At 73.5% G+C, this 21690-nt stretch carries 20 protein-coding genes; 13 read left to right on the top strand and 7 right to left on the bottom strand.

Annotated features, from left to right (window positions below):
* Positions 1-17 precede the first annotated feature (17 nt).
* The 3 genes from OG553_RS06705 (at position 18) to argF (ending at position 2975) form a co-directional block, all read left to right on the top strand.
* The gene (locus OG553_RS06705; protein ID WP_405978101.1) at positions 18-515 is read left to right on the top strand and encodes a hypothetical protein; all 498 of its coding nucleotides are present in this window, start codon (positions 18-20) and stop codon (positions 513-515) included.
* Positions 516-570: 55 nt separating this feature from the next.
* Positions 571-1797 carry an arginine deiminase gene (locus tag OG553_RS06700; RefSeq protein ID WP_405978100.1) on the top strand — a complete coding sequence of 409 codons (1227 nt, stop codon included), beginning with the start codon at positions 571-573 and terminating at the stop codon, positions 1795-1797.
* Between the two features lie 167 nt (positions 1798-1964).
* Positions 1965-2975, top strand: a complete 1011-nt coding sequence (argF, locus tag OG553_RS06695; RefSeq protein WP_405978099.1) for an ornithine carbamoyltransferase — start codon at positions 1965-1967, stop codon at positions 2973-2975.
* 57 nt (positions 2976-3032) lie between these two features.
* On the opposite strand, the gene OG553_RS06690 is transcribed toward argF, so the two are convergent.
* The gene (locus tag OG553_RS06690; protein ID WP_405978098.1) at positions 3033-3455 is read right to left on the bottom strand and encodes an ATP-binding protein; all 423 of its coding nucleotides are present in this window, start codon (positions 3453-3455) and stop codon (positions 3033-3035) included.
* A gap of 223 nt (positions 3456-3678) precedes the next feature.
* Between OG553_RS06690 and OG553_RS06685 the strand changes: the two genes are divergently transcribed.
* Together OG553_RS06685 and OG553_RS06680 are read left to right on the top strand one after the other, a co-directional pair.
* Positions 3679-4506, top strand: coding sequence for an enoyl-CoA hydratase family protein (locus OG553_RS06685; protein WP_405978097.1), 828 nt, complete (start codon positions 3679-3681; stop codon positions 4504-4506).
* A 4-nt stretch (positions 4507-4510) separates the two neighbouring features.
* Positions 4511-6772 (top strand): bifunctional salicylyl-CoA 5-hydroxylase/oxidoreductase, encoded by a 2262-nt coding sequence (locus OG553_RS06680; protein WP_405978096.1) that lies wholly within the window; start codon positions 4511-4513, stop codon positions 6770-6772.
* Here the strand turns inward: OG553_RS06680 and OG553_RS06675 are convergent.
* The 4 genes from OG553_RS06675 to OG553_RS06660 form a co-directional block, all read right to left on the bottom strand.
* Positions 6769-7752 (bottom strand): IS481 family transposase, encoded by a 984-nt coding sequence (locus OG553_RS06675; RefSeq protein WP_405978095.1) that lies wholly within the window; start codon positions 7750-7752, stop codon positions 6769-6771. The genes OG553_RS06680 and OG553_RS06675 overlap by 4 nt on opposite strands.
* A gap of 160 nt (positions 7753-7912) precedes the next feature.
* Positions 7913-8752 (bottom strand): GNAT family N-acetyltransferase, encoded by an 840-nt coding sequence (locus OG553_RS06670; RefSeq protein ID WP_405978094.1) that lies wholly within the window; start codon positions 8750-8752, stop codon positions 7913-7915.
* A 72-nt stretch (positions 8753-8824) separates the two neighbouring features.
* Positions 8825-9631, bottom strand: a complete 807-nt coding sequence (locus OG553_RS06665) for a PaaX family transcriptional regulator C-terminal domain-containing protein (protein ID WP_405978093.1) — start codon at positions 9629-9631, stop codon at positions 8825-8827.
* A 4-nt stretch (positions 9632-9635) separates the two neighbouring features.
* Positions 9636-11255, bottom strand: coding sequence for an AMP-binding protein (locus tag OG553_RS06660; protein WP_405978092.1), 1620 nt, complete (start codon positions 11253-11255; stop codon positions 9636-9638).
* A gap of 148 nt (positions 11256-11403) precedes the next feature.
* Between OG553_RS06660 and OG553_RS06655 the strand changes: the two genes are divergently transcribed.
* Together OG553_RS06655 and OG553_RS06650 are read left to right on the top strand one after the other, a co-directional pair.
* Positions 11404-12531, top strand: a complete 1128-nt coding sequence (locus OG553_RS06655; RefSeq protein WP_405978091.1) for an acyl-CoA dehydrogenase family protein — start codon at positions 11404-11406, stop codon at positions 12529-12531.
* A complete protein-coding gene (locus tag OG553_RS06650) occupies positions 12528-12926 on the top strand; it encodes a RidA family protein (protein WP_405978090.1) in 399 nt (132 codons plus the stop codon). Before OG553_RS06655 ends, OG553_RS06650 begins: the two co-directional genes overlap by 4 nt.
* Before the next feature lie 2 nt (positions 12927-12928).
* On the opposite strand, the gene OG553_RS06645 is transcribed toward OG553_RS06650, so the two are convergent.
* Both OG553_RS06645 and OG553_RS06640 read right to left on the bottom strand, forming a co-directional pair.
* Complete coding sequence (locus tag OG553_RS06645; RefSeq protein ID WP_405978089.1) at positions 12929-13138, bottom strand: 4-oxalocrotonate tautomerase family protein; 210 nt, start codon at positions 13136-13138, stop codon at positions 12929-12931.
* 35 nt (positions 13139-13173) lie between these two features.
* On the bottom strand, positions 13174-13920 hold the full coding sequence (locus tag OG553_RS06640; protein WP_405978088.1) for an SDR family NAD(P)-dependent oxidoreductase: 747 nt from the start codon (positions 13918-13920) through the stop codon (positions 13174-13176).
* Between the two features lie 101 nt (positions 13921-14021).
* On the opposite strand from OG553_RS06640, the gene OG553_RS06635 reads away from it, so the two are divergent.
* From OG553_RS06635 to OG553_RS06610, 6 genes are all read left to right on the top strand, one after another.
* Entirely contained in the window at positions 14022-14918 is an 897-nt protein-coding gene (locus OG553_RS06635; protein WP_405978087.1) for a LysR family transcriptional regulator, read from the top strand.
* Positions 14919-15104: 186 nt separating this feature from the next.
* Positions 15105-17492 carry a collagenase gene (locus OG553_RS06630; protein WP_405978086.1) on the top strand — a complete coding sequence of 796 codons (2388 nt, stop codon included), beginning with the start codon at positions 15105-15107 and terminating at the stop codon, positions 17490-17492.
* Positions 17493-17572: 80 nt separating this feature from the next.
* Complete coding sequence (locus OG553_RS06625; protein ID WP_405982978.1) at positions 17573-18739, top strand: NAD(P)/FAD-dependent oxidoreductase; 1167 nt, start codon at positions 17573-17575, stop codon at positions 18737-18739.
* 198 nt (positions 18740-18937) lie between these two features.
* Positions 18938-19249 carry a (2Fe-2S)-binding protein gene (locus tag OG553_RS06620; protein WP_405978085.1) on the top strand — a complete coding sequence of 104 codons (312 nt, stop codon included), beginning with the start codon at positions 18938-18940 and terminating at the stop codon, positions 19247-19249.
* The gene (locus OG553_RS06615; RefSeq protein ID WP_405978084.1) at positions 19230-20684 is read left to right on the top strand and encodes an NAD(P)/FAD-dependent oxidoreductase; all 1455 of its coding nucleotides are present in this window, start codon (positions 19230-19232) and stop codon (positions 20682-20684) included. The genes OG553_RS06620 and OG553_RS06615 overlap by 20 nt, the downstream gene beginning before the upstream one ends.
* A gap of 76 nt (positions 20685-20760) precedes the next feature.
* Positions 20761-21687, top strand: a complete 927-nt coding sequence (locus tag OG553_RS06610) for a dihydrodipicolinate synthase family protein (protein ID WP_405978083.1) — start codon at positions 20761-20763, stop codon at positions 21685-21687.
* The last annotated feature ends 3 nt before the right edge of the window (positions 21688-21690 follow it).

Raw genomic sequence — 21690 nt, 5'->3', positions numbered from 1 at the left:
GAACGTCACCTATGAAGATGACCGCGCGCGGAAGCATTGCGGCGCTCATGACCTGTATGGCCGCGGCCGGCGCGGCCTCCCCGGCCGTTGCCGACTCGGTCCCGGTGGGTGTCCCGCTGGAGGCGGTGGAGACCACGCTGGGCGTGCCGGCCCCGCACCTGGCCACCGGGGTCCCGGTGCCGCTCGTGGGCTCCCCGGAGGCGCCCCGGTTCCACCAGGGCGACCTGCTGCCCACCCCACTGCTCCCGGTGGTCCCGATCGCCGCCGACCTCGGGGCGACCAGCCTCACCTCCCCGGTGCCCAACCTGCTGGGCGAGCCCGAGACGGACGGCGAGGGCTCCCTGGAGTCCCCGGCCACCACCCTGATCACCCGCACCCCCGGCGCGGTCGTGGGCGCTCCGCTGACGATGCCGGACGCGAGCAACAACGGCGTCCCCAACCTGGCCGTCCCGAAGCTGGGCCTGGCCGCCCCGGACCTCATCGGCACCCCGACGGCACTTCTCGGCCTGCGCTGACCGGGTACGGCCGACCCGAGGTCGCAAAGCCGCCCGGTCTGGGAATGTGTACGGCATGGGATTCCACGTCGACTCCGAGACCGGGCGGCTGCGCCGCGTCATCCTCCACCGGCCCGACCTGGAGCTGAAGCGGCTCACACCGAGCAACAAGGACGCCCTGCTCTTCGACGACGTGCTGTGGGTGCGCCGGGCCCGCCAGGAGCACGACGGGTTCGCGGACGTGCTCCGCGACCGCGGCGTCGCCGTCCACCTCTTCGGCGACCTGCTCCGCGAGGTCCTCGACGTCCCCGAGGCGCGGCACCTGGTACTGGACCGGGTCTTCGACGAGAAGGAGTACGGGCCGCTCGCCACCGACCACCTGCGCGCGGTCTTCGACGGGCTGCCCTCCCCCGCCCTCGCGGAGGCCCTGGTCGGCGGCATGACGAAGCGTGAGTTCCTGGAGCGGCACGCCGAGCCGGTCTCGGTGCGCTTCCACGCCCTCGACACGGACGGCTTCCTGCTGGGGCCGCTGCCCAACCACCTCTTCACCCGCGACACCTCCGCCTGGATCTACGACGGGGTGTCCATCAACGCCATGCGCTGGCCCGCCCGCCAGCGCGAGACCGTGCACTTCGAGGCGATCTACCGGCACCACCCGCTGTTCACCGGCGCCGGCCCCTTCCACTTCTGGTCCCAGGGCCAGGCCGACTACCCGTCGACCATCGAGGGCGGGGACGTCCTGGTCATCGGCAACGGCGCGGTACTGATCGGGATGAGCGAGCGGACCACCCCGCAGGCGGTGGAGATGCTCGCCCGGGGCCTGTTCGCGGCCGGTTCGGCCTCGGTCATCGTGGCCCTGGACATGCCCAAGCGGCGGGCCTTCATGCACCTGGACACGGTGATGACGATGGTCGACGCGGATACGTTCACCCAGTACGCGGGACTCGGCATGCTGCGCTCCTACACGATCAGGCCGGGGGAGGGGGCGAGCGAGCTGAGGGTCAGCGACCACCCGCCGGAGCACATGCACCGGGCCATCGCGGCGGCCCTCGGCCTGGACAAGGTGCGGGTGCTCACCGCCACGCAGGACGTGCACTCGGCGGAGCGCGAGCAGTGGGACGACGGGTGCAACGTGCTGGCCGTGGAGCCGGGGGTGGTCGTCGCCTACGAGCGGAACGTCACCACCAACACCCATCTGCGCAAGGAGGGCATCGAGGTGATCGAGATCCCGGGCAGCGAGCTGGGGCGCGGACGGGGCGGTCCGCGGTGCATGAGCTGCCCCGTGGAGCGGGACCCGGTGTGACGGGGGCCGTGTGAGGGGCGCCGTGTGAGGGGCGCGGTGTGATGGACGCCGTGTGATGGACGCCGTGTGACGGACGCCGTGTGATGTGATCCACTGTTCCGTATATCAATGCAGAGCGTCGTATAGACTTCCAGCATCCCCTGTCAGCGCCACTCTGGAGAGTCCCCATGGCCACCGACCTCTTCGGCCGCAGTTTCCTCAAGGAGCTCGACTTCACCGCCGCCGAGTTCCGCGGCCTGGTCGAGCTCGCAGCCGAACTCAAGGCGGCCAAGAAGGCCGGGACGGAACAGCGCCGGCTCCAGGGGAAGAACCTCGCGCTGATCTTCGAGAAGACCTCCACGCGCACCCGCTGCGCCTTCGAGGTCGCCGCCGCCGACCAGGGCGCCCACACGGTCTACCTCGACCCCTCCGGCTCACAGATCGGCCACAAGGAGTCCGTCCGGGACACGGCGCGGGTGCTGGGCCGGATGTTCGACGGCATCGAGTACCGGGGCGACAGCCAGCAGGCGGTGGAGGAGCTGGCCGCCCACTCCGGCGTGCCGGTCTTCAACGGCCTCACCGACGACTGGCACCCCACCCAGATGCTGGCCGACGTGCTCACCATGACCGAGCACAGCACCAAGCCGCTGGAGCGGATCGCCTTCGCCTACCTGGGCGACGCCCGCTTCAACATGGGCAACTCCTACCTGGTGACCGGCGCCCTGCTGGGCATGGACGTACGCATCGTCGCGCCGAAGGCCTACTGGCCGGCCGAGGCCGTCGTGGCGCGGGCCCGCGAGCTCGCCGCGGCCAGCGGGGCCCGGATCACCCTGACCGAGGAGGTCACGGAGGGCGTGGCGCAGGCCGACTTCGTCGCCACGGACGTCTGGGTCTCGATGGGCGAGCCCAAGGAGGTCTGGGACGAGCGGATCGCGGCCCTGGTCCCGTACGCCGTCACCATGGACGTGCTGCGCGCCACCGGGAACCCGGACGTGAAGTTCCTGCACTGCCTGCCCGCCTACCACGACCTGGGCACCAAGGTGGCCCGGGAGGTGCACGAGCGGCACGGCCTGGACTCGCTGGAGGTCACGGACGAGGTGTTCGAATCCGCGCACTCGGTCGTCTTCGACGAGGCCGAGAACCGGCTGCACACCATCAAGGCCGTCCTCGTCGCGACCCTCGCCCGTCCCGCCGCGTAGTCGGCCGGATACCCGGCCGCATAGTCATGCGGGCTCCGGCGGCGGCCGGCCGGACGGTCAGGCCGTCGCCGCCGCCCGGCTCGGCAGGGTGAACCAGACGGCCTTGCCGCGCGGGGTGGGCCGGTGGCCGCAGGCCGAGCTGAGGGCCCGGATCAGCAGCAGCCCGCGGCCGTCCTCCTGCCACGGGTCGGGGGGCGGCCCGGGGCGCCCGGCGGTCAGGTCGCCCGGCGGCCGCGGGTCGCCGTCGTGCACCTCCACCTGGCAGCCGTTCGGCCGCACCTCCACGACCAGCTCGATCGGGGCGCCCCCGGAGGTGTGCTCGACGGCGTTGGCCACCAGCTCGGCGGTCAGCAGCTCCGCCGTGTCGCTGTCGGGACACCGGTCGAGGTCGGTGAGCGCGGTGCGGATCAGGGCGCGGGCCATGGGTACGGCGGCGGTCGTGTGCGGGAGGGCGATCCGCCAGGCGGAGGCGTCGTGCACGGCGGGTCCGTCCTTCCGTGAGGGGGGCGATCGGGGGAAGTCCTGCTTTCAACGATACGGACCGGGCCGGGTTCCCCGTAGGGCACCCCGGCGCGATGCCGCGGGACCAGGGCGGGGGAGCCCGAGGACCTTCGCCCCGTGTGCCGCGCCCGTACCGCCGCCCGGGTCACCACTTGTCGCGTTTCTCTGACGGCAGTCACGCTTCGGTGATAGCTTCGACGGTGTGAGCCCCTTCACCGGTTCCACACCAGAGACCGAACGGTGGCGCCACCTGCGGGTGACCCGGCAGGACGGCGTGGCCACCGTCACCCTCGACCGCCCCGAGAAGCTGAACGCGCTCACCTTCGGCGCCTACGCCGACCTGCGCGATCTGCTCGCCGAACTCTCCCGCACCCGCTCCGTGCGCGCCCTCGTCCTCGCCGGCGAGGGCCGCGGCTTCTGCTCCGGCGGGGACGTGGACGAGATCATCGGCGCCACACTCGCCATGGACACCGCCGAGCTCCTCGACTTCAACCGGATGACCGGCCAGGTCGTCCGCGCCATCCGCGAATGCCCCTTCCCGGTGATCGCCGCCGTGCACGGGGTGGCCGCCGGAGCCGGCGCCGTCCTCGCCCTCGCCGCCGACTTCCGGATCGCCGACCCCTCCGCCCGCTTCGCCTTCCTCTTCACGCGCGTCGGCCTCTCCGGCGGTGACATGGGCGCCGCCTACCTGCTGCCCCGGGTCGTCGGCCTCGGCCACGCCACCCGGCTGCTGATGCTCGGAGAGCCCGTACGCGCCGCCGAGGCCGAGCGGATCGGCCTGCTCAGCGAACTCGTCGACGAGGGCAAGGCCGACGCCCGCGCCGCCGAACTCGCCGCCCGCCTCGCCGCCGGACCCGCCCTCGCCCACGCCCAGACCAAGGCCCTGCTCACCGCCGAGCTGGACATGCCCCTGGCCGCCTCCGTGGAACTCGACGCCAACACCCAGGCCCTGCTGATGAACGGCCGGGACTACGCGGAGTTCCACGCCGCCTTCACCGCGAAACGGCCCCCGGAGTGGAAGGGCAGGTAGCCGCATGTCCGCGAGCGCCATGAGGGTCGCCGTCGTCGGCGGCGGACCCGGCGGGCTCTACACCGCCGCGCTGCTGGCCCGCCAGGGCCACGCGGTGGAGCTCTGGGAACGGGGCGCCCCCGACGACACCTTCGGCTTCGGCGTGGTGCTCTCCGACGAGACCCTCGGCGGCATCGAACGCGCCGACACCGTCGTCCACGCCGCCCTCGCCGCCGAGTTCGTCCGCTGGGACGACGTCGACGTCGTGCACCGGGGCCGGCTGCTGACCTCCGGCGGCCACGGCTTCGCCGCCCTCGGCCGCCGCCGGCTCCTGGAGATCCTCCACGAACGCTGCGCCGGCCTCGGCGTACGCCTGCGCTTCCGCGCCGAGGCCCCCGACGCCTTCGCGCTGGCCGACGCGTACGACCTCGTGGTCGCCGCCGACGGGGTGCACAGCGCCACCCGCGCGCGCGGCGCCGCGCACTTCCGGCCCACCGAGACCCCCGGCCGCTGCCGGTACGTCTGGCTCGCCGCCGACTTCGCCTTCGACTCCTTCCGCTTCGAGATCGCCGAGACCGAACACGGGGTCGTGCAGCTGCACGGCTACCCGTACGCCCCCGATGCCTCCACCGTCATCGTCGAGATGCGCGAGGAGGTCTGGCGGGCGGCCGGCCTCGACCTGTGCGACGAGGCCGAATCGGCCTCCCGCTGCGCCAAGACCTTCGCCGAGGCCCTGCACGGCCGGCCGCTGCGCGGCAACCGATCCGCCTGGACCCGCTTCCGCACCGTCGTCAACGAGCACTGGTCGCACGGCAACGTGGTGCTGCTCGGCGACGCCGCGCACACCGCCCACTTCTCCATCGGCTCCGGCACCAAACTCGCCGTCGAGGACGCCCTCGCCCTCGCCGAAGCCCTCGGCCGGCTGCCCGACGTCCCCTCCGCCCTCGCCGCCTACGAGGAGGAGCGGCGCCCGGCCGTGGCCAGCACCCAGCGCGCCGCCGCCGCCAGCATGCGCTGGTTCGAGGACCTCGCCGGATACGTGGACCAGCCCGCCCGGCAGTTCGCCTTCAACCTGCTCACCCGCAGCCGCCGCGTCACCCACGACAACCTGCGGCTGCGCGACGAACGGTTCACCCGCGCGGTGGAACGCGACTTCGGCTGCCCCGAGGACGCCGACAGCACGGGAACCCCGCCCATGTTCACCCCGTTCACCCTCCGGGGACTCACCCTGCGCAACCGCGTCGTGGTCTCGCCCATGGACGTGTACTCGGCCGAGGAGGGAGTCCCCGGCGACTTCCACCTCGTGCACCTGGGCGGCCGGGCCCTCGGCGGAGCCGGGCTGGTCATGACGGAGATGGTGTGCGTCAGCGCCGAAGGCCGCATCACCCCCGGCTGCGCCGGCCTGTGGACCGCGGAGCAGGCGGCCGCCTGGAAGCGGATCACCGACTTCGTCCACACCTCCGCGCCGGGCACGGCCCTCGGCGTCCAGCTCGGCCACTCCGGCCGCAAGGGCTCCACCCGGCTGATGTGGGAGGGCATGGACGACCCGCTCCCGGACGGCAACTGGCCCCTGGTCGCCGCCTCCGCACTGCCCTACAAGGCGGGGGTCTCCGCCGTCCCGCGCGCCCTGGAGGCCGCCGACCTCGCCGCGATCCGCTCCGACTTCGCGGCCGCCGCGGTACGGGCCGCCGACTGCGGATTCGACCTGCTGGAACTGCACTGCGCGCACGGCTACCTGCTGTCCGGGTTCCTCTCCCCGCTCACCAACCACCGCGACGACGCCTACGGCGGCCCCCTGGAGAACCGGCTCCGCTTCCCCCTGGAGGTCTTCGACGCCGTCCGCGAGGTCTGGCCCGCGGACCGGCCCATGACGGTCCGCCTCTCCGCCACCGACTGGGCCCCCGGCGGCACCACCCCCGAGGAGGCCGAACGGATCGCGGCCGCCTTCGCCGCCCACGGCGCCGACGCCGTCGACGTCTCCACCGGACAGGTCGTCGCCGAAGAGTCCCCGGAGTACGGGCGCTCCTACCAGACCCCCTACGCCGACCGGATCCGCAACGCCCTCGGCGTCCCCGTCATCGCCGTCGGCGCCATCTCCTCCTGGGACGACGTCAACTCCCTGCTGCTGGCCGGCCGCGCCGACCTCTGCGCGCTGGGCCGCCCGCACCTGTACGACCCGCACTGGACGCTGCACGCGGCCGCCGAACAGGGCTACACGGGCCCCGGCGCCCCGTGGCCCGCCCCCTACCGCGCGGGCAGCCGCAGGCCCCCGACCGGCAAGGGCTAGGTGTATTGACCCGCAGCGTTGTTCACGCGGCTGATCGGGGGCTTGCCTGCGAGTGCGGTGTGGCAGCGGTGGTGGTTGTAGGTGTGGAGGAAGTCCGCCAGGGCGGCTGTCCGCTCGTCGTTCGAGGTGTAGGGCCGCAGGTAGGCCCATTCCTCGAGGAGGGTGCGGTTGAAGCGTTCGACCTTGCCGTTGGTCTGCGGCCGGTAGGGCCGGATGCGTTTGTGGGTGATGCCCGCCGAGGCCAGCGTCTGGGTGAAGAGCTTGGACTTGTAGCAGGAGCCGTTGTCGGTCAGGACGCGTTCGACGGTGATGCCGTGGGCGGCGAAGAAGGCATTCGCCCGCTGCCAGAAACCGGCCGCGGTTTCCTGCCGTTCGTTGGCGAGGACTTCGCTGTAGGCGAGGCGGGTGTGGTCGTCGACGGCGGAGTGGACGTAGCTGTAGCCGATCACCGGTGTGCTGCTCTTGCGCTGGTGGGTGGTGGCCTGCCGGTTGTGGTCGCCGGCCGTGCGGCCCACGGCCCGCCATCCGCCGCCGTCGGGGATGTTGCCGAGTTTCTTGATGTCGATGTGGACGAGTTCGCCGGGCCGGTCGCGTTCGTAGCGGCGGATCGGCTCTCCGGTGGGCCGGTCGAGCCAGGCCAGGCGGTTCAGGCCGTGACGGGCCAGGATCCGGTGCACGGTCGAAGCTGGCAGGCCCAGGACCGGGCCGATCCGGGCAGGACCGAGCTTGCGGCTCCTGCGCAGGTCACAGACGCGGGCTTCGACCGCCGGAGGAGTCCGGTGCGGGGTCGTGCCAGGGCGGCTGGAGCGGTCGTGAAGACCGGTGTCGCCTTCCGTGCGCCAGCGGCGGACCCATTTGTGGGCGGTGGCCCTGGATATGCCCATCTCGGCCGCGACGTGCGCGACGGGTCGGCCCGAGCGGACGCGTTCGACCAGCAGTTGCCTACCGAAGACGGTCAGCCGGGCATTACGGTGGGACACGAAGACCTCCGTCGTGCAATGGGTTCCTAGACAGCTCCCACCACACCGGAGGTCTTCGCCATGTTCAAGACCTACCGAGTGTCAACAACGCTCGTGATCAATACAGCTAGGCCGTGTCTTTCGGATCAGGCCGGGCCCGATCCAAAAGACACGGCCTGGCTCAGACCGCCTCCAGCACCACCCGGTCCTCCACCGGGGTGTAGCCGAGGCGCTGGTAGACGCCGTTGCTGGTGGGGTTGGCCAGGTCGGTGAAGAGCAGTACCTCGGCCGCCCCGGCTGCGTACGCGGCCCGGCTCGTCGCGTGCGTCACCCCGGCGGCGCAGCCGCGGCCCCGGTCGGCGGGCGGGGTGTAGACGGGGCCGATGCGGGAGGCGCCGCCGATCGGGCGGGAGAAGCCGGCCAGCGACACCGGGCGGCCCTCGTGTTCCCAGAGCAGCAGCCCGCCGTACGAGATCCGGTCGAGCAGGGAGGCCTCGGAGGGACTGCCGGGAATGTCGCACTCCCGGTTGAAGGCCTCGACCCACTCCAGCAGCAGCGGCAGGTCCGGCTCGGCGGCGGTCCGGGCCCGGCCCTCCGGGGCCGGATCGGGCGCGGCCAGGGTGCCCAGCCGGTACAGGCGCAGCTCCTCCGCGACCCGGGCCGGCGTCCCCCACCCCGCCGCCAGGGCCTCCGCGTCGGCGCGGCGGGCGTTGAACCCGCCGACCCGGGTGCGCAGGGGGTCGGAGCCGAGCGCGCCCGCCAGGGCCCGGACCGCCTCGGGTGGCGTGGCGCCGAGCAGCAGCGGGAACGGCGGGGTGTGCAGCAGGGCCCCGTCGACGGTCCCGTCCGCGCCGGTCCACCAGCCGAAGAGGGGGTCGGTGTCGCCGAAGGCCCGGGGGCCCCGCCGCTGCAGGGCGTCGGTGACGGTCAGCAGGGTGGTGTTGACGACGGGCTGCGCGGCCAGCGCCGGGCGCGCGGCGGCCAGATAGGCCGCCAGATCAGTGCTGAAGGTCCATGTCATGCCCCATGCTGGCGCCCCCGGAGGCCCGCCCGCACCGCAATTTCCGCCCGGGAGGGGCGGCCTGGACGGGGTCTACGGCCGCTGCCGCACGAAGAGGGCGCCCGGGTCGCGCAGCCGGGCGTGGAGCTCGGCGAAGACGGCCGCGGACCGGTCGCCCGGCCAGTCCGCCGGGAGCAGCTCGCGGGGCAGGCCCGGGTCGGCGTAGGGCAGCCGCCGCCAGGTGTCCAGGGCGGCCAGGTAGTCCCGGTAGGCGGCCTCGGGGGTGGGCTCGGGGCCCGACTGGAGGGCGCGCAGGACCGGTTCGTGCCGGTCGAGGAACTCCTCGTGCTGCTTGGCCAGCGCGGCCAGGTCCCACCAGCGGGCCACCGCTTCGGCGGTGGGGGCGAAACCGGCGTGGGCGCCGCGGAAGAGTTCCACGTACCCGGTCAGGTGCAGCCGTTCCAGGGTGTGCGCGGTCTCGTCGGCCAGCTGGGCGGGGGCGATCCAGACACCCGGTGACACCGTCCCGAAGCCCAGCCTGGCCAGGCGCGAGCGCAGCAGGTGCCGCTTGTGCCGCTCCTGCTCCGGTACGGAGAACACGGCCACCAGCCACTCCGGGGACACCGGCACGGCCTGGTAGATCCGCCGGTCCCCGTCCTCCAGCAGCAGCCGGGCCTCCTCGGACGGCTCGTACCCGGCCGACCCGTCGGCGGCCTTCGCGGGCACCAGGAACCCGCGCCGCTTCAGCCGGGACACCGAGGACCGGACGGACGGCGCGTCGACCCCGGCCGCGCCCAGCAGCCGGACCAGCGCGGACACCGGGACGGCGCCCTCGAAGGACCGCCCGTAGGCGCCGTAGAAGGTGACGATCAGGGATCGCGGAGTGTGCTGCTCGGCCACGGTGTCACTCTAGATCGCGCAGCCGGAAGCGTTGGAGTTTGCCGGTGGGTGTGCGGGGCAGGGCGGGCAGGAAGACGAAGGAGCGCGGGCACTTGTGCGGGGCCAGTTCGCCCTTCATGAAGGTCCGCAGGGCCTCCTCCGTCAGCACCGCCCCGTCGCGCGGCACGGTGTAGGCCACCACGACCTGCCCGCGCCGCTCGTCCGGGCGGCCGACGACGGCGGCCTCCGCCACGTCCGGATGGCGCAGCAGGGCCTCCTCGACCTCGGGGCCGGCGATGTTGTAGCCCGAGGAGATGATCATGTCGTCGGCGCGGGCCACGTAGCGGAAGTAGCCGTCGGGGTCGCGGACGTAGGTGTCGCCGGTGAGGTTCCAGCCGTCCCGGACGTACTCGCCCTGGCGGGGGTCGGCGAGGTAGCGGCAGCCGACCGGTCCGCGCACCGCCAGCAGTCCCGGTTCGCCGTCGGCGACGGGCCGCCCGTAGGGGTCCACCACCCGCGCCTCCCAGCCGGGCACCACGCGGCCGGTGGTGCCGGGCCGGATGTCCTCGTCGGCGGCGGAGATGAAGATGTGCAGCAGCTCGGTGGCCCCGATGCCGTTGATGATCCGCAGCCCGGTGCGCTCGTACCAGGCCCGCCAGGTCGCGGCGGGCAGGTTCTCGCCGGCCGACACGCAGCGGCGCAGCGCCGACAGGTCGTAGGCCCCCGTGTCGTACGGGCCCAGGGTGTCCAGCATCGACCGGTAGGCGGTGGGCGCCGTGAACAGCACCGAGACCCGGTGCTGGGCGAGGGCGGGCAGCAGCACCCGGGGCGTGGCCTGTTCCAGCAGCAGCGCGCTGGCGCCGGCGCGCAGCGGGAAGACGACCAGTCCGCCGAGGCCGAAGGTGAACCCGAGGGGCGGACTGCCCGCGAACACGTCGTCGGGGCGGGGCCGCAGGACGCGGCGGGAGAAGGTGTCGGCGACGGCGAGGAGGTCGCGGTGGAAGTGCATGCACCCCTTGGGGCGGCCGGTGGTCCCGGAGGTGAAGGCGATCAGCGCGACGTCGTCGGCGGAGGTGGCGACGGCCGGGTACGGGGTCGTGTGCGGGGCCGCGAGCCGCAGCAGGTCGTCCTCGCCGGTGCCGCCGTAGGGGGTGATCCGCAGTCCGGGCACCTCGGCCTTGACGAGGTCGTCGAGGGCGTCGACGTGGCACAGGGCGTGCCGCACCTCGGCCATGGCGCACACCGTGGCCAGCTCCTGGGCCCGCTGCTGGGCCAGTACGGTGACGGCCACCGCGCCCGCCTTCATCACCGCCAGCCAGCAGGCCGCGAGCCAGGGGCCGGTGGGCCCGCGCAGCAGCACCCGGTTGCCGGGGACGACGCCGAGGTCGATGGTGAGGACGTGGGCGAGGGCGTCGACGCGCGCGCGGAGCTCCCCGTACGACCACACCCCGCCGGTGCCGTCCCGGAAGGCGGGCCGGTCCGGGCCGAACCGTTCGATGGTGGCGTCGAGCAGTTCGGTGCCGCAGTTCAGCCGGTCCGGGTAGGCCAGTTCCGGCAGCTCGAAGAGGAGCCGCGGCCAGGCGTGGGCGGGCGGCAGGTGGTCGCGGGCAAAGGTGTCGGCGTGAGCGGATGGCTTGAGCTCCAAGGCGGGTTCGCCCCCTTGCAACGTCCGGATTTTGTGGTGGAGCCGGCCGTGCGAATACGTTCCGAGCGTATCGTGATGGTGACGGCAGTCAACAGGACGCGATAAGAGTGTCCGCAGGACTTCGGCGACAGGACTTGGGGGCATTCGGATGGCCGGATTCGCGCTCGGGGCGGAACAAGAGCAATGGTGCGGCCGGTTGCGCACCCTCGCGCGCGAGCGGCTGCGGCCGCTCGCCGAGAAGGGCGAGCCCGGACGGGTGAACCGGCCCCTCCTCGCCGAACTGGGGGAACTGGGCCTGCTGGAGCGGGTATTCGGCTCCGGGGCGCTGGAGCTGTGCCTGCTGCGGGAGTCCCTCGCCTACGGGTGTACCGAAGCGGAGACGGCCCTCGCCCTCCAGGGGCTCGGGGCGCACCCGGTGCTCCGGTCGGGCAGCGAGGCCCAGCGGGAGCGGTGGCTGCCCGGGGTCCGGGCCGGCCGGCACGTGGCGGCGTTCGCGCTGAGCGAGCCCGGCGCCGGCTCCGACGCCGCGGCCCTCGCCCTGACGGCGGAGGCCGACGGGCCGGGCGGCTGGCGGCTGACGGGGGCCAAGTGCTGGATCTCCAACGCCCCCGAGGCCGATTTCTACACCGTCTTCGCCCGAACGGGTGAGGCCCCGGGGGCGAAGGGCATCACGGCCTTCCTGGTCCCGGCGGACCGCCCGGGGCTGACCGGCGAGGCGCTGGAGATGCTCTCCCCGCACCCGATCGGCTCGCTCGCCTTCGACGGCGTACCCGTCGGCCGGGAGGACGTACTGGGCGCCCCCGGGCAGGGGTTCCGCGTCGCGATGGAGACCCTGAACCTCTTCCGGCCCAGCGTGGGCGCCTTAGCGGTCGGCATGGCGCGGGCCGCGCTCGACGCGACCGTGGCCCACACCGCCGGCCGGACCGCCTTCGGCGGGGTCCTCGCCGACCTCCAGGCGGTCGCGCACCGCGTCGCGGAGATGGCCACCCGCACCGAGGCCGCCCGGCTGCTGGTGTACGCGGCCGCCGGCGCGTACGACAGCGGCGCCCCCGACGTTCCGGGCCGCGCCGCCATGGCCAAGCTCCTCGCCACGGAGACGGCCCAGTACGTGGTGGACCACGCGGTCCAGCTGCACGGCGCGGCCGCCCTGCGCCGGGGGCACCTGCTGGAGCACCTCTACCGGGAGGTCCGGGCGCCCAGGATCTACGAGGGGGCCAGCGAGGTGCAGCGCGCGATCATCGCCAAGGAGCTCTACAAGGCGGTGGCGGCCCGATGAGCCCCGAACGCCTCAACCCCCCGGAGCTGTCCCCGGCCACCGGCTTCTCCCACGCGGTGTCCGCCACCGGCTCGCGGATCGTCTTCCTGGCCGGCCAGACCGCGCTGGACGGCTCCGGCAAGGTGGTCGGCGACAGCCTGCCCGAGCAGTTCGAGCGGGCCCTCGCCAACCTGCTGACCGCCCTCGCCGCGGCCGGCGGCCACCCCTCGGACCTGGCCAGGGTGACGGTGTACGCGGTGGACGTGGAGGCCTACCGGACGCACGCCGCCGAACTGGGACGCGTCTGGCGCCGCCTCGCGGGCCGCGACTACCCGGCGATGGCGGTCGTCGGGGTGGTCCGTCTGTGGGACACCGAGGCCCAGCTGGAACTGGACGGCATCGCGGTGCTCCCGTAGGGCTACCCGTCGACCAGCCGGCGGCGGTACTCGTCGGTCGTGACCCCGCCCACGCCCCAGTCCTCCAGGGCGACTTCGTCGATGAGGACGAAGGTGGTGGCGGGGTCCTTGTCCAGGACCCTGACCAGCAGGTCGGTGACACCGGCGATGATCTCGGCCTTCTGGGCGGCCGTGGCCCCCTCGCGGGTGATCCTGACGTTCACGTACGGCATCGCGGAAGTCCTTTCGCTCAGGGGGTGGAGGGTGGTCAGGGGCGGCCGGTGACGTGGCCGCCGTCCACGCGCAGCGCGTGACCGGTGACGAAGGAGGCCCCCGCCAGGTACAGCACCGCCTCGGAGATCTCCGAGACCTCCCCGACCCGGTCCAGCAGGGCGAGCCCGCCGAAGGAGTCCACGTCGGCGCCGGAGTGCAGCGGCGTGCGGACGATGCCGGGGGACACCAGGTTGACGCGGATGCCGTCCGCCGCGAGCTCGGCGGCCAGACTGGTCGTCAGTGCGTGCACGCCGCCCTTGCTGACCACCGGGGCGGAGGCCGGGAAGCCCGCGATCCCGTGGTCCACCAGCACGGTGCCGATGTTCACGATGCTGCCGCCCCGGCCCTGGGCGCGCAGGGCCCGTACGACGGCCTGCGTGGTGAGGTAGGTGCCCTTGAGGTTGCCGGTGAGGAACCCGTCGAGCTCCTCCTCGGTCACCTCGGTGAAGGGCTTGGAGGCGAACGTGCCGGCGTTGTTGACCAGTACGTCGATGCCGCCGAAGCGCTCCAGCGCGGTGCGCACGAGCAGCTCGCCGGTCTCCGGCGCCGCGATGGATCCCGCCGCCCACGCGGTGCGGCCGGGGTGGCCGAGGGCGGCCGCGGCCTTGGCGAGGCGGTCGGCGTCGCGGCCGCTCAGGACGACGTTGGCGCCGTCGGCCAGGAAGGCGCGGGCGATGTCCAGCCCGATGCCGCTGGAGGAGCCGGTGATCAGGGCGGTGCGGCGGGTGGTGGTGTCGGTCATGACCGGTGCCTTTCGGGGGGTTCCTGGGTGACACCGGAAACGTACGAGCCCCCAACCGATAACACCACGACGGAAATTGGAGCATGTGATAATCCCAGGTTATGGATTTCGACCTGCGGGACCTGCAACTCCTCGACGCCACCGCCGAGACGGGCTCCCTGACGGCCGCCGCCGAGCGGCTCTACGTCAGCCAGCCCGCCCTCAGCCAGCGGCTGACCCGGCTGGAGGACCGCCTGGGGACGCGGCTCTTCGACCGCAAGGGCCGCCGTCTGGTGCCCAACGCGGCCGGCCGCCGGATGCTCGTCGCCGCCCGCCGCATCCTCGGCGAGCTGGAGTCGGCCACCCGCGACCTGCGCGACATCCGCGACGGCCACGACCGGCGGGTGCGCTTCGCCGCCCAGTGCAGCACCACCTTCCCGTGGCTGCCGCCCGTGCTGCGCGCCTACCGGGAGCGGGAGCCGGACATCGAGGTGCGGATCGAGACCGTCCCCGACGACGCCCCGATCCCGGCGCTGCTCGCCGACCGGGTCGACGTCGCGCTCGTCACCAAGCCGGACGCGCAGATGGACCGGGTGACCCTGACCCGGCTCTTCGAGGACGAGATGGTGGCGGTGGTGCCGGCCGGCCACCCCTGGGCGGGGCTCCCGCACCTGACCGCCGGTGACTTCGACGGCGTCGACCTGGTCCTCTACGACTTCTACGACCAGCGGCGGATCCCGGCGGAGCCGCTGCCGATCCCCGCGGGCGCCCGGCCCGGCCGGATCACCACGATGCCGGTGGTGACGGACCTGGTGGTGGAGATGGTGGCGGGCGGCCAGGGGGTGGCGGTGCTGCCCAACTGGACGGCCGCCCCGTACGCGGCCTCGCACGGCCTGGCGCTGGTGCGGATCGGCGAACGGCCGCTGACCCGGACCTGGTTCTGCGCCACCCGGCCGGGCCCCCACCCGCCCCACCTCCAGGGCTTCGTGGAGGAACTCCTCGCCCGCCTCAAGGCCTAGGTTCGTCCCGGTTCGGAGCGAAATCGCCTTGAGAACCGCTGAACTGGTGTGCGCGCAGGTCTTGTCAGTGCAATTTCACATTACTATGTTACAGCTCACACCGCGGCACGTTAATCCCCGTCAAACGCCGCGTGACGCAGGGCAGTTCGCACCTTTCCCCCACCTCCCTCCCACCTGGAGTCATCGGTGTTCCAGCACAGAGCTGTGCGTACGTCTCTCCTCGCCACCGCCGTCACGGTCACCCTCCTCGCCACCGCCGGCCAGGCCTCGACGCAGGCGGCGGAACGGGCCACCCCCACGGGCACCTTCTCCGCCGGGGTCCAGGGCGCGGTCGCCACGGCGCCCAACCCGTTCGACGAGGTCGACCGCCTGGCCGACGCCAAGCCCCTCGTCCCGGCGCCCGCCCCGGCCCCCGGCGGCGGCGCCGTCACCGACGGCCGCGTCCCGGGCGCAGCCCCCGCGGTGGAGGCCCCGGGCTCCACCGCGAGCGCCGAACGCACCGAGAAGAACCGGCGGTCCGCCCAGGCCGCGCCCACCGCGAAGAGCGTCGCCGCGGGCGTCCCCTGCACCCTCGACGGGATCAAGAACCTCACCCCGGAGCAGTTCGCCGACTTCCTCGGCGACCAGGCCGTCACCGCCGACGGCTGCCTGCGCGGGCTGATCTGGACCTGGGACGCCCGTCTGGCGCCCGTCATGTCCGACGCCCACGTCCAGGCCGTCTCGCGCCGCATATCCAGCCTGGCCGCGAGCCACGACGGCCGTAACTCCTCCCACCTGGAGGAGATGTTCACCTACCTGCACGCCGTCGCCTACCACGACTTCTCGCGCGGCGAGATAGACGTCACCGACGCCCCCACCACCGCCGCGATACGCCAGGCCATCGACGACTTCGGCAACGCCGCGCGGAGCTTCGACGTCACCCCGTCCAACGCCCGCACCCTGCGCGAGGCCCTCTACGCCGCCGGCCCCGGCCTGCGCCACCACCAGATCGGCCTGATCAAGAAGGTCCTGGCCACCATGGACCCGGCGCACCCGGCCACCAACCTCGACGCCGGCTGGGCGGGCGCCGTCCTCGCCGCCCTCTCCACCAACTACCTGGGCGTCTACCCGGGCAACCAGGACGCGGCCTTCCACGCGGCGGTCGCGGGGGACGCCTCGTACCGCGCCGCCTTCAAGGCCTTCGCCGACTACACCTACCTCAAGGGCACCGGCAACGCCTGGGTGGTGCGCGACGCCCTCAGCGAGTACGCCCGCTTCGGCCAGGTGGAGGGCCTGCGCGACCAGGTCGTCGCCGACCTCGGCGGCATGCTGGACCGCGTCAAGTCCGGCCACGGCACCGACGCCTGGGCGAAGATCGTGTCCTGGCTCAACTTCTACAACGCCTGCAAGCCGTACGGGGTGTGCAAGGAGGACATCGAGAAGCAGCTCTTCCCCTACACCTACAGCTACGACAACGGCGCCATCAAGGTCCGCACCGCCCTCGACAAGGCCACCGTCGACCAGCTCTACTACGCCAGCAAGCAGGTCAAGACGCAGTTCCACCGCGTCATAGGCACCGACCAGCCGCTCGCCGGGGACCCGAACAGCACCCTCAACATCGTGCTGTACGCCTCCCGCGCCGACTACGAGAACTACCACCCGATCCTGACCGGCTACGGCACCAACAACGGCGGCATCTACATCGAGAACGGCGCCACCTTCTACACCTACCAGCGCCGCGTCCCGCAGGACTCCTCCCTCACCCTGGAAGAGCTCTTCCGCCACGAGTACACGCACTACCTCAACGGCCGCTTCGCCGTCCCCGGCTTCTTCGGCCAGGGCCCCTGGTACGAGGGCGACCGCACCACCGCCATGGACGAGGGCACCGCCGAGTTCTTCGACGGGGCCACCCGCGACAACGGCATCGCCGTCCGCAAGTCCCTGGTCAAGAGCATCATCAACGACACCGCCGGCGGCGGCCCCCGCATGACCGTCGAGCAGCTGCTCAACGCCACCTACGACGGCGACGGCTTCCGCTTCTACAGCTACGCGGGCACCTTCTTCGAGTTCCTGTGGACCGAGAAGCCCTCGCTGCTGCGCGAGATGTACGGGTACCTGCGCGCCAACGACGTCGCCGGGTACGACGCGTGGCGCCACCGCACGGGCGCGGACACCTACCTCCAGCGCGACTACAACCGCTTCCTGGACGCCCAGATCGCCAAGGTGGACCAGCTCTACGTCCCGAACACCGTCTTCACCCCGAACGAGCGGCTGCGCGACGCGGCGCTCGCCTCGGTGAAGTCCTCCTTCGCGACGGCCACGTACAACACGCCCGACTGCGTGGAGAACGGCGACCCCGGCAAGCGCCGCTTCACCTGTACCGGCCGGATCACGGCGAACCTGAAGAACTGGCGCAGCGACGACCAGAACTTCAAGGACATGTCGGAGACGGTGGACTACTTCATCCTCGACCGGGCGGGCGCCGCCTCCAACAACCTGGCCGACATGAACTGCTCCTTCGGCCCGGTGGAGATCTGGGACAACAAGGCGGCGGGCACCTCCTCCTACAGCTGCGAGGGCCCGCTCCGCAGCTGACCGCGCGCCCGGCCGGCCCCGGATCCGAACGGGGGGCGGGGCCGGCCGGGCCACCCTAGGCACACTCTAAAGAATGTGACATATTACTGACCATGGACGTCGTGATCATTGGCGCCGGCGTCGTCGGAGCCGCGTGCGCGTACTACGCGAGCCGCTCCGGCCTCTCCGTGGCGGTGGTGGACCGCGGCCCCGTCGCGGGCGGCACCACCGGCGCGGGCGAGGGCAACCTGCTCGTCTCCGACAAGGAGGCGGGCCCCGAACTCGACCTGGCCCTCCTCTCCACGGAACTCTGGCGGGACCTCGCCGCCGAACTCCCGCACGCCGTCGAGTACGAACCCAAGGGCGGCCTGGTCGTCGCCCCCGACGAGACCACCCTCAAGGCCCTGCGCCACTTCGCCGAGGGCCAGCGCGCCGCCGGGGTCGTCTCCACCGAGGTGGGCCCGGACGCCCTGCACGAACTGGAACCCCACCTGGCCCCGGGCCTGGCGGGCGGCTTCCACTACCCCCAGGACGCCCAGGTCCAGCCGGCCCAGGCGGCCGCCCACCTCCTGAAGGCCTCGGGCGCCGAGCTGTACCTGAACGAGGAGGTCACGGACCTCCTCACCCACGACGGAAACATCACGGGCGTCCGCACGACCCACCGCACCCTCCACACCCCCAACGTCGTCAACGCGGCGGGCACATGGGCCGGCCGGATCGCCTCCTTCGCCGGAACGGACCTTCCCGTCCTCCCCCGCAGGGGCTTCGTCCTGGTCACCGAACCCCTCCCCCGTGTGGTCAGGCACAAGGTCTACGCGGCCGACTACATCGCGGACGTGGCCAGCGACTCCGCAGCGCTCCAGTCCTCGGGGGTGGTGGAGGGCACCCCCTCCGGCCCGGTCCTCATCGGCGCCACCCGCGAACGCGTCGGCTTCGACCGCACCCTCTCCACCGAAGCCCTCCGCCGCCTGGCCGCCCAGGCCGCGGCCCTCTTCCCGGTGCTCGCGGACGCCAAGGTGATCCGGACCTACCACGGCTTCCGCCCCTACCTCCCGGACCACCTCCCGGCGATCGGCCCCGACCCCCGGGTGCCCGGCCTCTTCCACGCCTGCGGCCACGAGGGCGCGGGCATCGGCCTGGCCCCCGCGACGGGAGTCCTCATCGCCGCCGCCCTGACCGGAGCCGAACCCCCGACGCCCCTGCACCCGTTCCGCCCGGACAGGTTCCAGGAGGGGACGGGGACGGGGTGGGGTGTCGTCCGGGACTAAAACGAGATGAATCCGGCGCGAGGCACCTCGCGCAACCGGATCCGGATCGGGCGCCGAACATCGAAGCCCGTCCCGGACGACACCCCACCCCGTCCCCGTCTCCGGCCCGCCCCCACCCCGCCCGGCCAGGGCAAGGGCACCGCCCCCGACCCACTCCGACCCCGCCCGGCAGGGCAGACCACCCCGAGGAGACCCCTGATGCGCAGCCCCCGCGAGCTGGTGGGCGGCAGCCCGGCGGCAACGTTCCCGCTGACCTTCGACGGCCGTGAACTCCCGGCCCAGCAGGGCCAGTCCATCGCCGCCGTCCTGTGGGCCGCCGGCATCCTCGCCTGGCGCACCACCCGCGAGGGCGGCACCCCCCGCGGGGCCTTCTGCGGCATCGGCGCCTGCTACGACTGCCTCGCCACCGTCAACGGCCGCCCCAACCAGCGGGCCTGCCTCGTCCCGGCCCGCCCCGGAGACTCCGTCACCACCCAGGAAGGCGCCGGCCATGCCGACCTCGCCGTCTGAGCACACCTCCCCGGCCCCGACCACCGACCTGGCGGTGATCGGCGCCGGCCCCGCCGGCCTGGCCGCGGCCGTCACCGCCGCCGGCCTCGGCCTGCGCGTCACCCTCCTCGACGCCGCCGACCGCCCCGGCGGCCAGTACTACCGCCACCCCGCCCCCACCCTCGGTGCCACCCGCCCCCAGGCCCTGCACCACGGCTGGCCCGCCTTCGCCTCCCGCGAGGCCGCGCTCCGCGCGCACCGGGCGGCGGGCCGCATCGCATACCTCCCGGCCCACCACGTATGGACGGTGGTCCCGGCCGGCGACGGTGGATGGACCCTCCACGCGGTGGCCGGCCACGCCCCCGACGAGACCCCGGCGACCCTCCGCGCCCGCCACGTCCTCCTGGCCACCGGCGCCTACGAGCGCCAGCTGCCGTTCCCCGGCTGGACCCTTCCCGGAGTGGTCGGCGCGGGCGGCGCCCAGGCCATGCTGAAGAACAACCTCGTCCTGCCCGGCCGCCGCGTCGTCGTCGCCGGCTCCGGCCCGCTCCTGCTCGCCGTGGCCGGTTCCCTCGCCGCCGCCGGGGCCACCGTCCCCGCCGTCGTCGAGGCCGCCTCGTACACCGCGTACGCCCCCCAGGCCCCCGCCCTCCTGCGCAACCCCGCCAAGCTCGCCGAGGGCGCCACCTACGGCGGCGCCCTGCTGCGCCACGGCATCCGCCTGCTCACCCGGCACGCCGTGACCGAGGCGCACGGCACCACCCGCGTGGAGGCCGTCACCGTCTCCCGCCTCGACGGCGACTGGCGTCCGCTGCCCGGCACCGCCCGCCGGATCCCCTGCGACGCCCTCGCGGTGGGCCACGGCCTGGTGCCGCAGCTGGAGCTGGCCACCGGCCTCGGCTGCGCCACCCGCGAGACGGCCGACGGCACCGCCGCCCTGGACGTGGACGCGGAGCAGCGCACCTCCGTCCCCGGCATCTGGTCCGCCGGCGAGACGGGCGGTATCGGCGGCGCCGAACTCGCCCTCACGGAGGGGGAGATCGCCGCGCACGCGGTGGCGGGACGCCCGGCCCCCACCGCTCTCGTCCGCCGCCGCGCCCGCCTGCGCGCCTTCGCCGGCGCCATGGCCGCCGCCCACCGCCCCGGCCCCGGCTGGACCGGCTGGCTGCGCGAGGAGACGGACGTGTGCCGCTGCGAGGAGGTCCCGGCGGGCCGGATCCGCGAGGCGGTGGAGGAGCTCGGCGCGCGGGACGCCCGTACGGTCAAGCTGCTCACGCGGGCCGGAATGGGCTGGTGCCAGGGCCGGATGTGCGGTCCGGCCGTGGCGGCCCTGGCGGGCGGCGGGGTCCCGGGCCCCGACCGCCGCCCCCTGTCCTGCCCGGTCCCGCTGCGCCACCTGGCGGCCCTGGAACAGATCCCGTCCCCGGACGCCGAACTTCCCGCCCCCGGCCACTGATCGGGTCCGCCCGGACCCTTGTGGCCGACTCACACCCACTAGTAAAATGTCACACACCACACTAGGGAGTCTCCTCATGAACCACGCGCCCACCCCCGCGCCCGGCGTCGACACCCGTACCCGCCCCTGGCACGGCATCATGGTCGCCACCGCCCTGCCCCTGCGCGCGGACCTCTCCGTCGACTACGACGCCTACGCCGAACACGTCGCCTGGCTCATCGCCAACGGCTGCGACGGCGTCGTCCCCAACGGCTCCCTCGGCGAGTACCAGACCCTCACCGACGAGGAGCGGGCCCGCGTCGTCCGCACCGCCGTCGAGGCCGCCGGCGACGGCGCCCGCGTGATGCCCGGCGTGGCCGCGTACGGCAGCGCCGAGGCGCGCCGCTGGGCCGACCAGGCCGCCGAGGCCGGCGCGGGCTCCGTCCTGCTCCTGCCCCCCAACGCCTTCCGCGCCGACGACGAGACCGTGCGCGCCCACTACGCCGAGGTGGCGGGGTCCGGCCTGCCGGTGGTCGCGTACAACAACCCGTACGACACCAAGGTGGACCTGACCCCCGCCCTGCTCGCCCGGCTGCACGCCGACGGCAGCATCGTCGCCGTCAAGGAGTTCAGCGGCGACGTCCGCCGCGCCTACGAGATCGCCGAGCTCGCCCCCGGCCTCGACCTGCTGATCGGCGCCGACGACGTCCTGCTCGAACTCGCCCTCGCCGGCGCCGTCGGCTGGATCGCCGGCTACCCCAACGCCCTGCCGCAGTCCTGCGCCACCCTCTACCGGGCGGCCGTCGCGGGCGACCTCGCCACCGCCCTGCCGCTCTACAAGTCCCTGCACTCCCTGCTGCGCTGGGACTCCAAGACGGAGTTCGTCCAGGCCATCAAGCTCTCGATGGACCTCGCCGGACGCCCCGGCGGCGCCACCCGCCCGCCGCGCTTCCCGCTCACCGGGGAGACCGAGGCCTCCGTCCGCGCCGCCACCGAGAAGGCCCTGGCCGAGGGCCTCAACTAGTCC

The organism is Streptomyces sp. NBC_00158, assembly GCF_045160885.1.
GTDB lineage: Bacteria > Actinomycetota > Actinomycetes > Streptomycetales > Streptomycetaceae > Streptomyces.
The sequence above is the reverse complement of the archived record's forward strand: the minus strand, read 5'-3'. Positions and strand labels throughout refer to the sequence as shown.

Coding starts and splice junctions, on each gene's coding strand:
- OG553_RS06705 (WP_405978101.1), top strand. CDS start 18: ATGACCGCGCGCGGAAGCATTGCGGCGCTCATGACCTGTATGGCCGCG.
- OG553_RS06700 (WP_405978100.1), top strand. CDS start 571: ATGGGATTCCACGTCGACTCCGAGACCGGGCGGCTGCGCCGCGTCATC.
- argF (WP_405978099.1), top strand. CDS start 1,965: ATGGCCACCGACCTCTTCGGCCGCAGTTTCCTCAAGGAGCTCGACTTC.
- OG553_RS06680 (WP_405978096.1), top strand. CDS start 4,511: ATGTCCGCGAGCGCCATGAGGGTCGCCGTCGTCGGCGGCGGACCCGGC.
- OG553_RS06670 (WP_405978094.1), bottom strand. CDS start 8,752: ATGACATGGACCTTCAGCACTGATCTGGCGGCCTATCTGGCCGCCGCG.
- OG553_RS06655 (WP_405978091.1), top strand. CDS start 11,404: ATGGCCGGATTCGCGCTCGGGGCGGAACAAGAGCAATGGTGCGGCCGG.
- OG553_RS06650 (WP_405978090.1), top strand. CDS start 12,528: ATGAGCCCCGAACGCCTCAACCCCCCGGAGCTGTCCCCGGCCACCGGC.
- OG553_RS06645 (WP_405978089.1), bottom strand. CDS start 13,138: ATGCCGTACGTGAACGTCAGGATCACCCGCGAGGGGGCCACGGCCGCC.
- OG553_RS06640 (WP_405978088.1), bottom strand. CDS start 13,920: ATGACCGACACCACCACCCGCCGCACCGCCCTGATCACCGGCTCCTCC.
- OG553_RS06635 (WP_405978087.1), top strand. CDS start 14,022: ATGGATTTCGACCTGCGGGACCTGCAACTCCTCGACGCCACCGCCGAG.
- OG553_RS06620 (WP_405978085.1), top strand. CDS start 18,938: ATGCGCAGCCCCCGCGAGCTGGTGGGCGGCAGCCCGGCGGCAACGTTC.
- OG553_RS06615 (WP_405978084.1), top strand. CDS start 19,230: ATGCCGACCTCGCCGTCTGAGCACACCTCCCCGGCCCCGACCACCGAC.
- OG553_RS06610 (WP_405978083.1), top strand. CDS start 20,761: ATGAACCACGCGCCCACCCCCGCGCCCGGCGTCGACACCCGTACCCGC.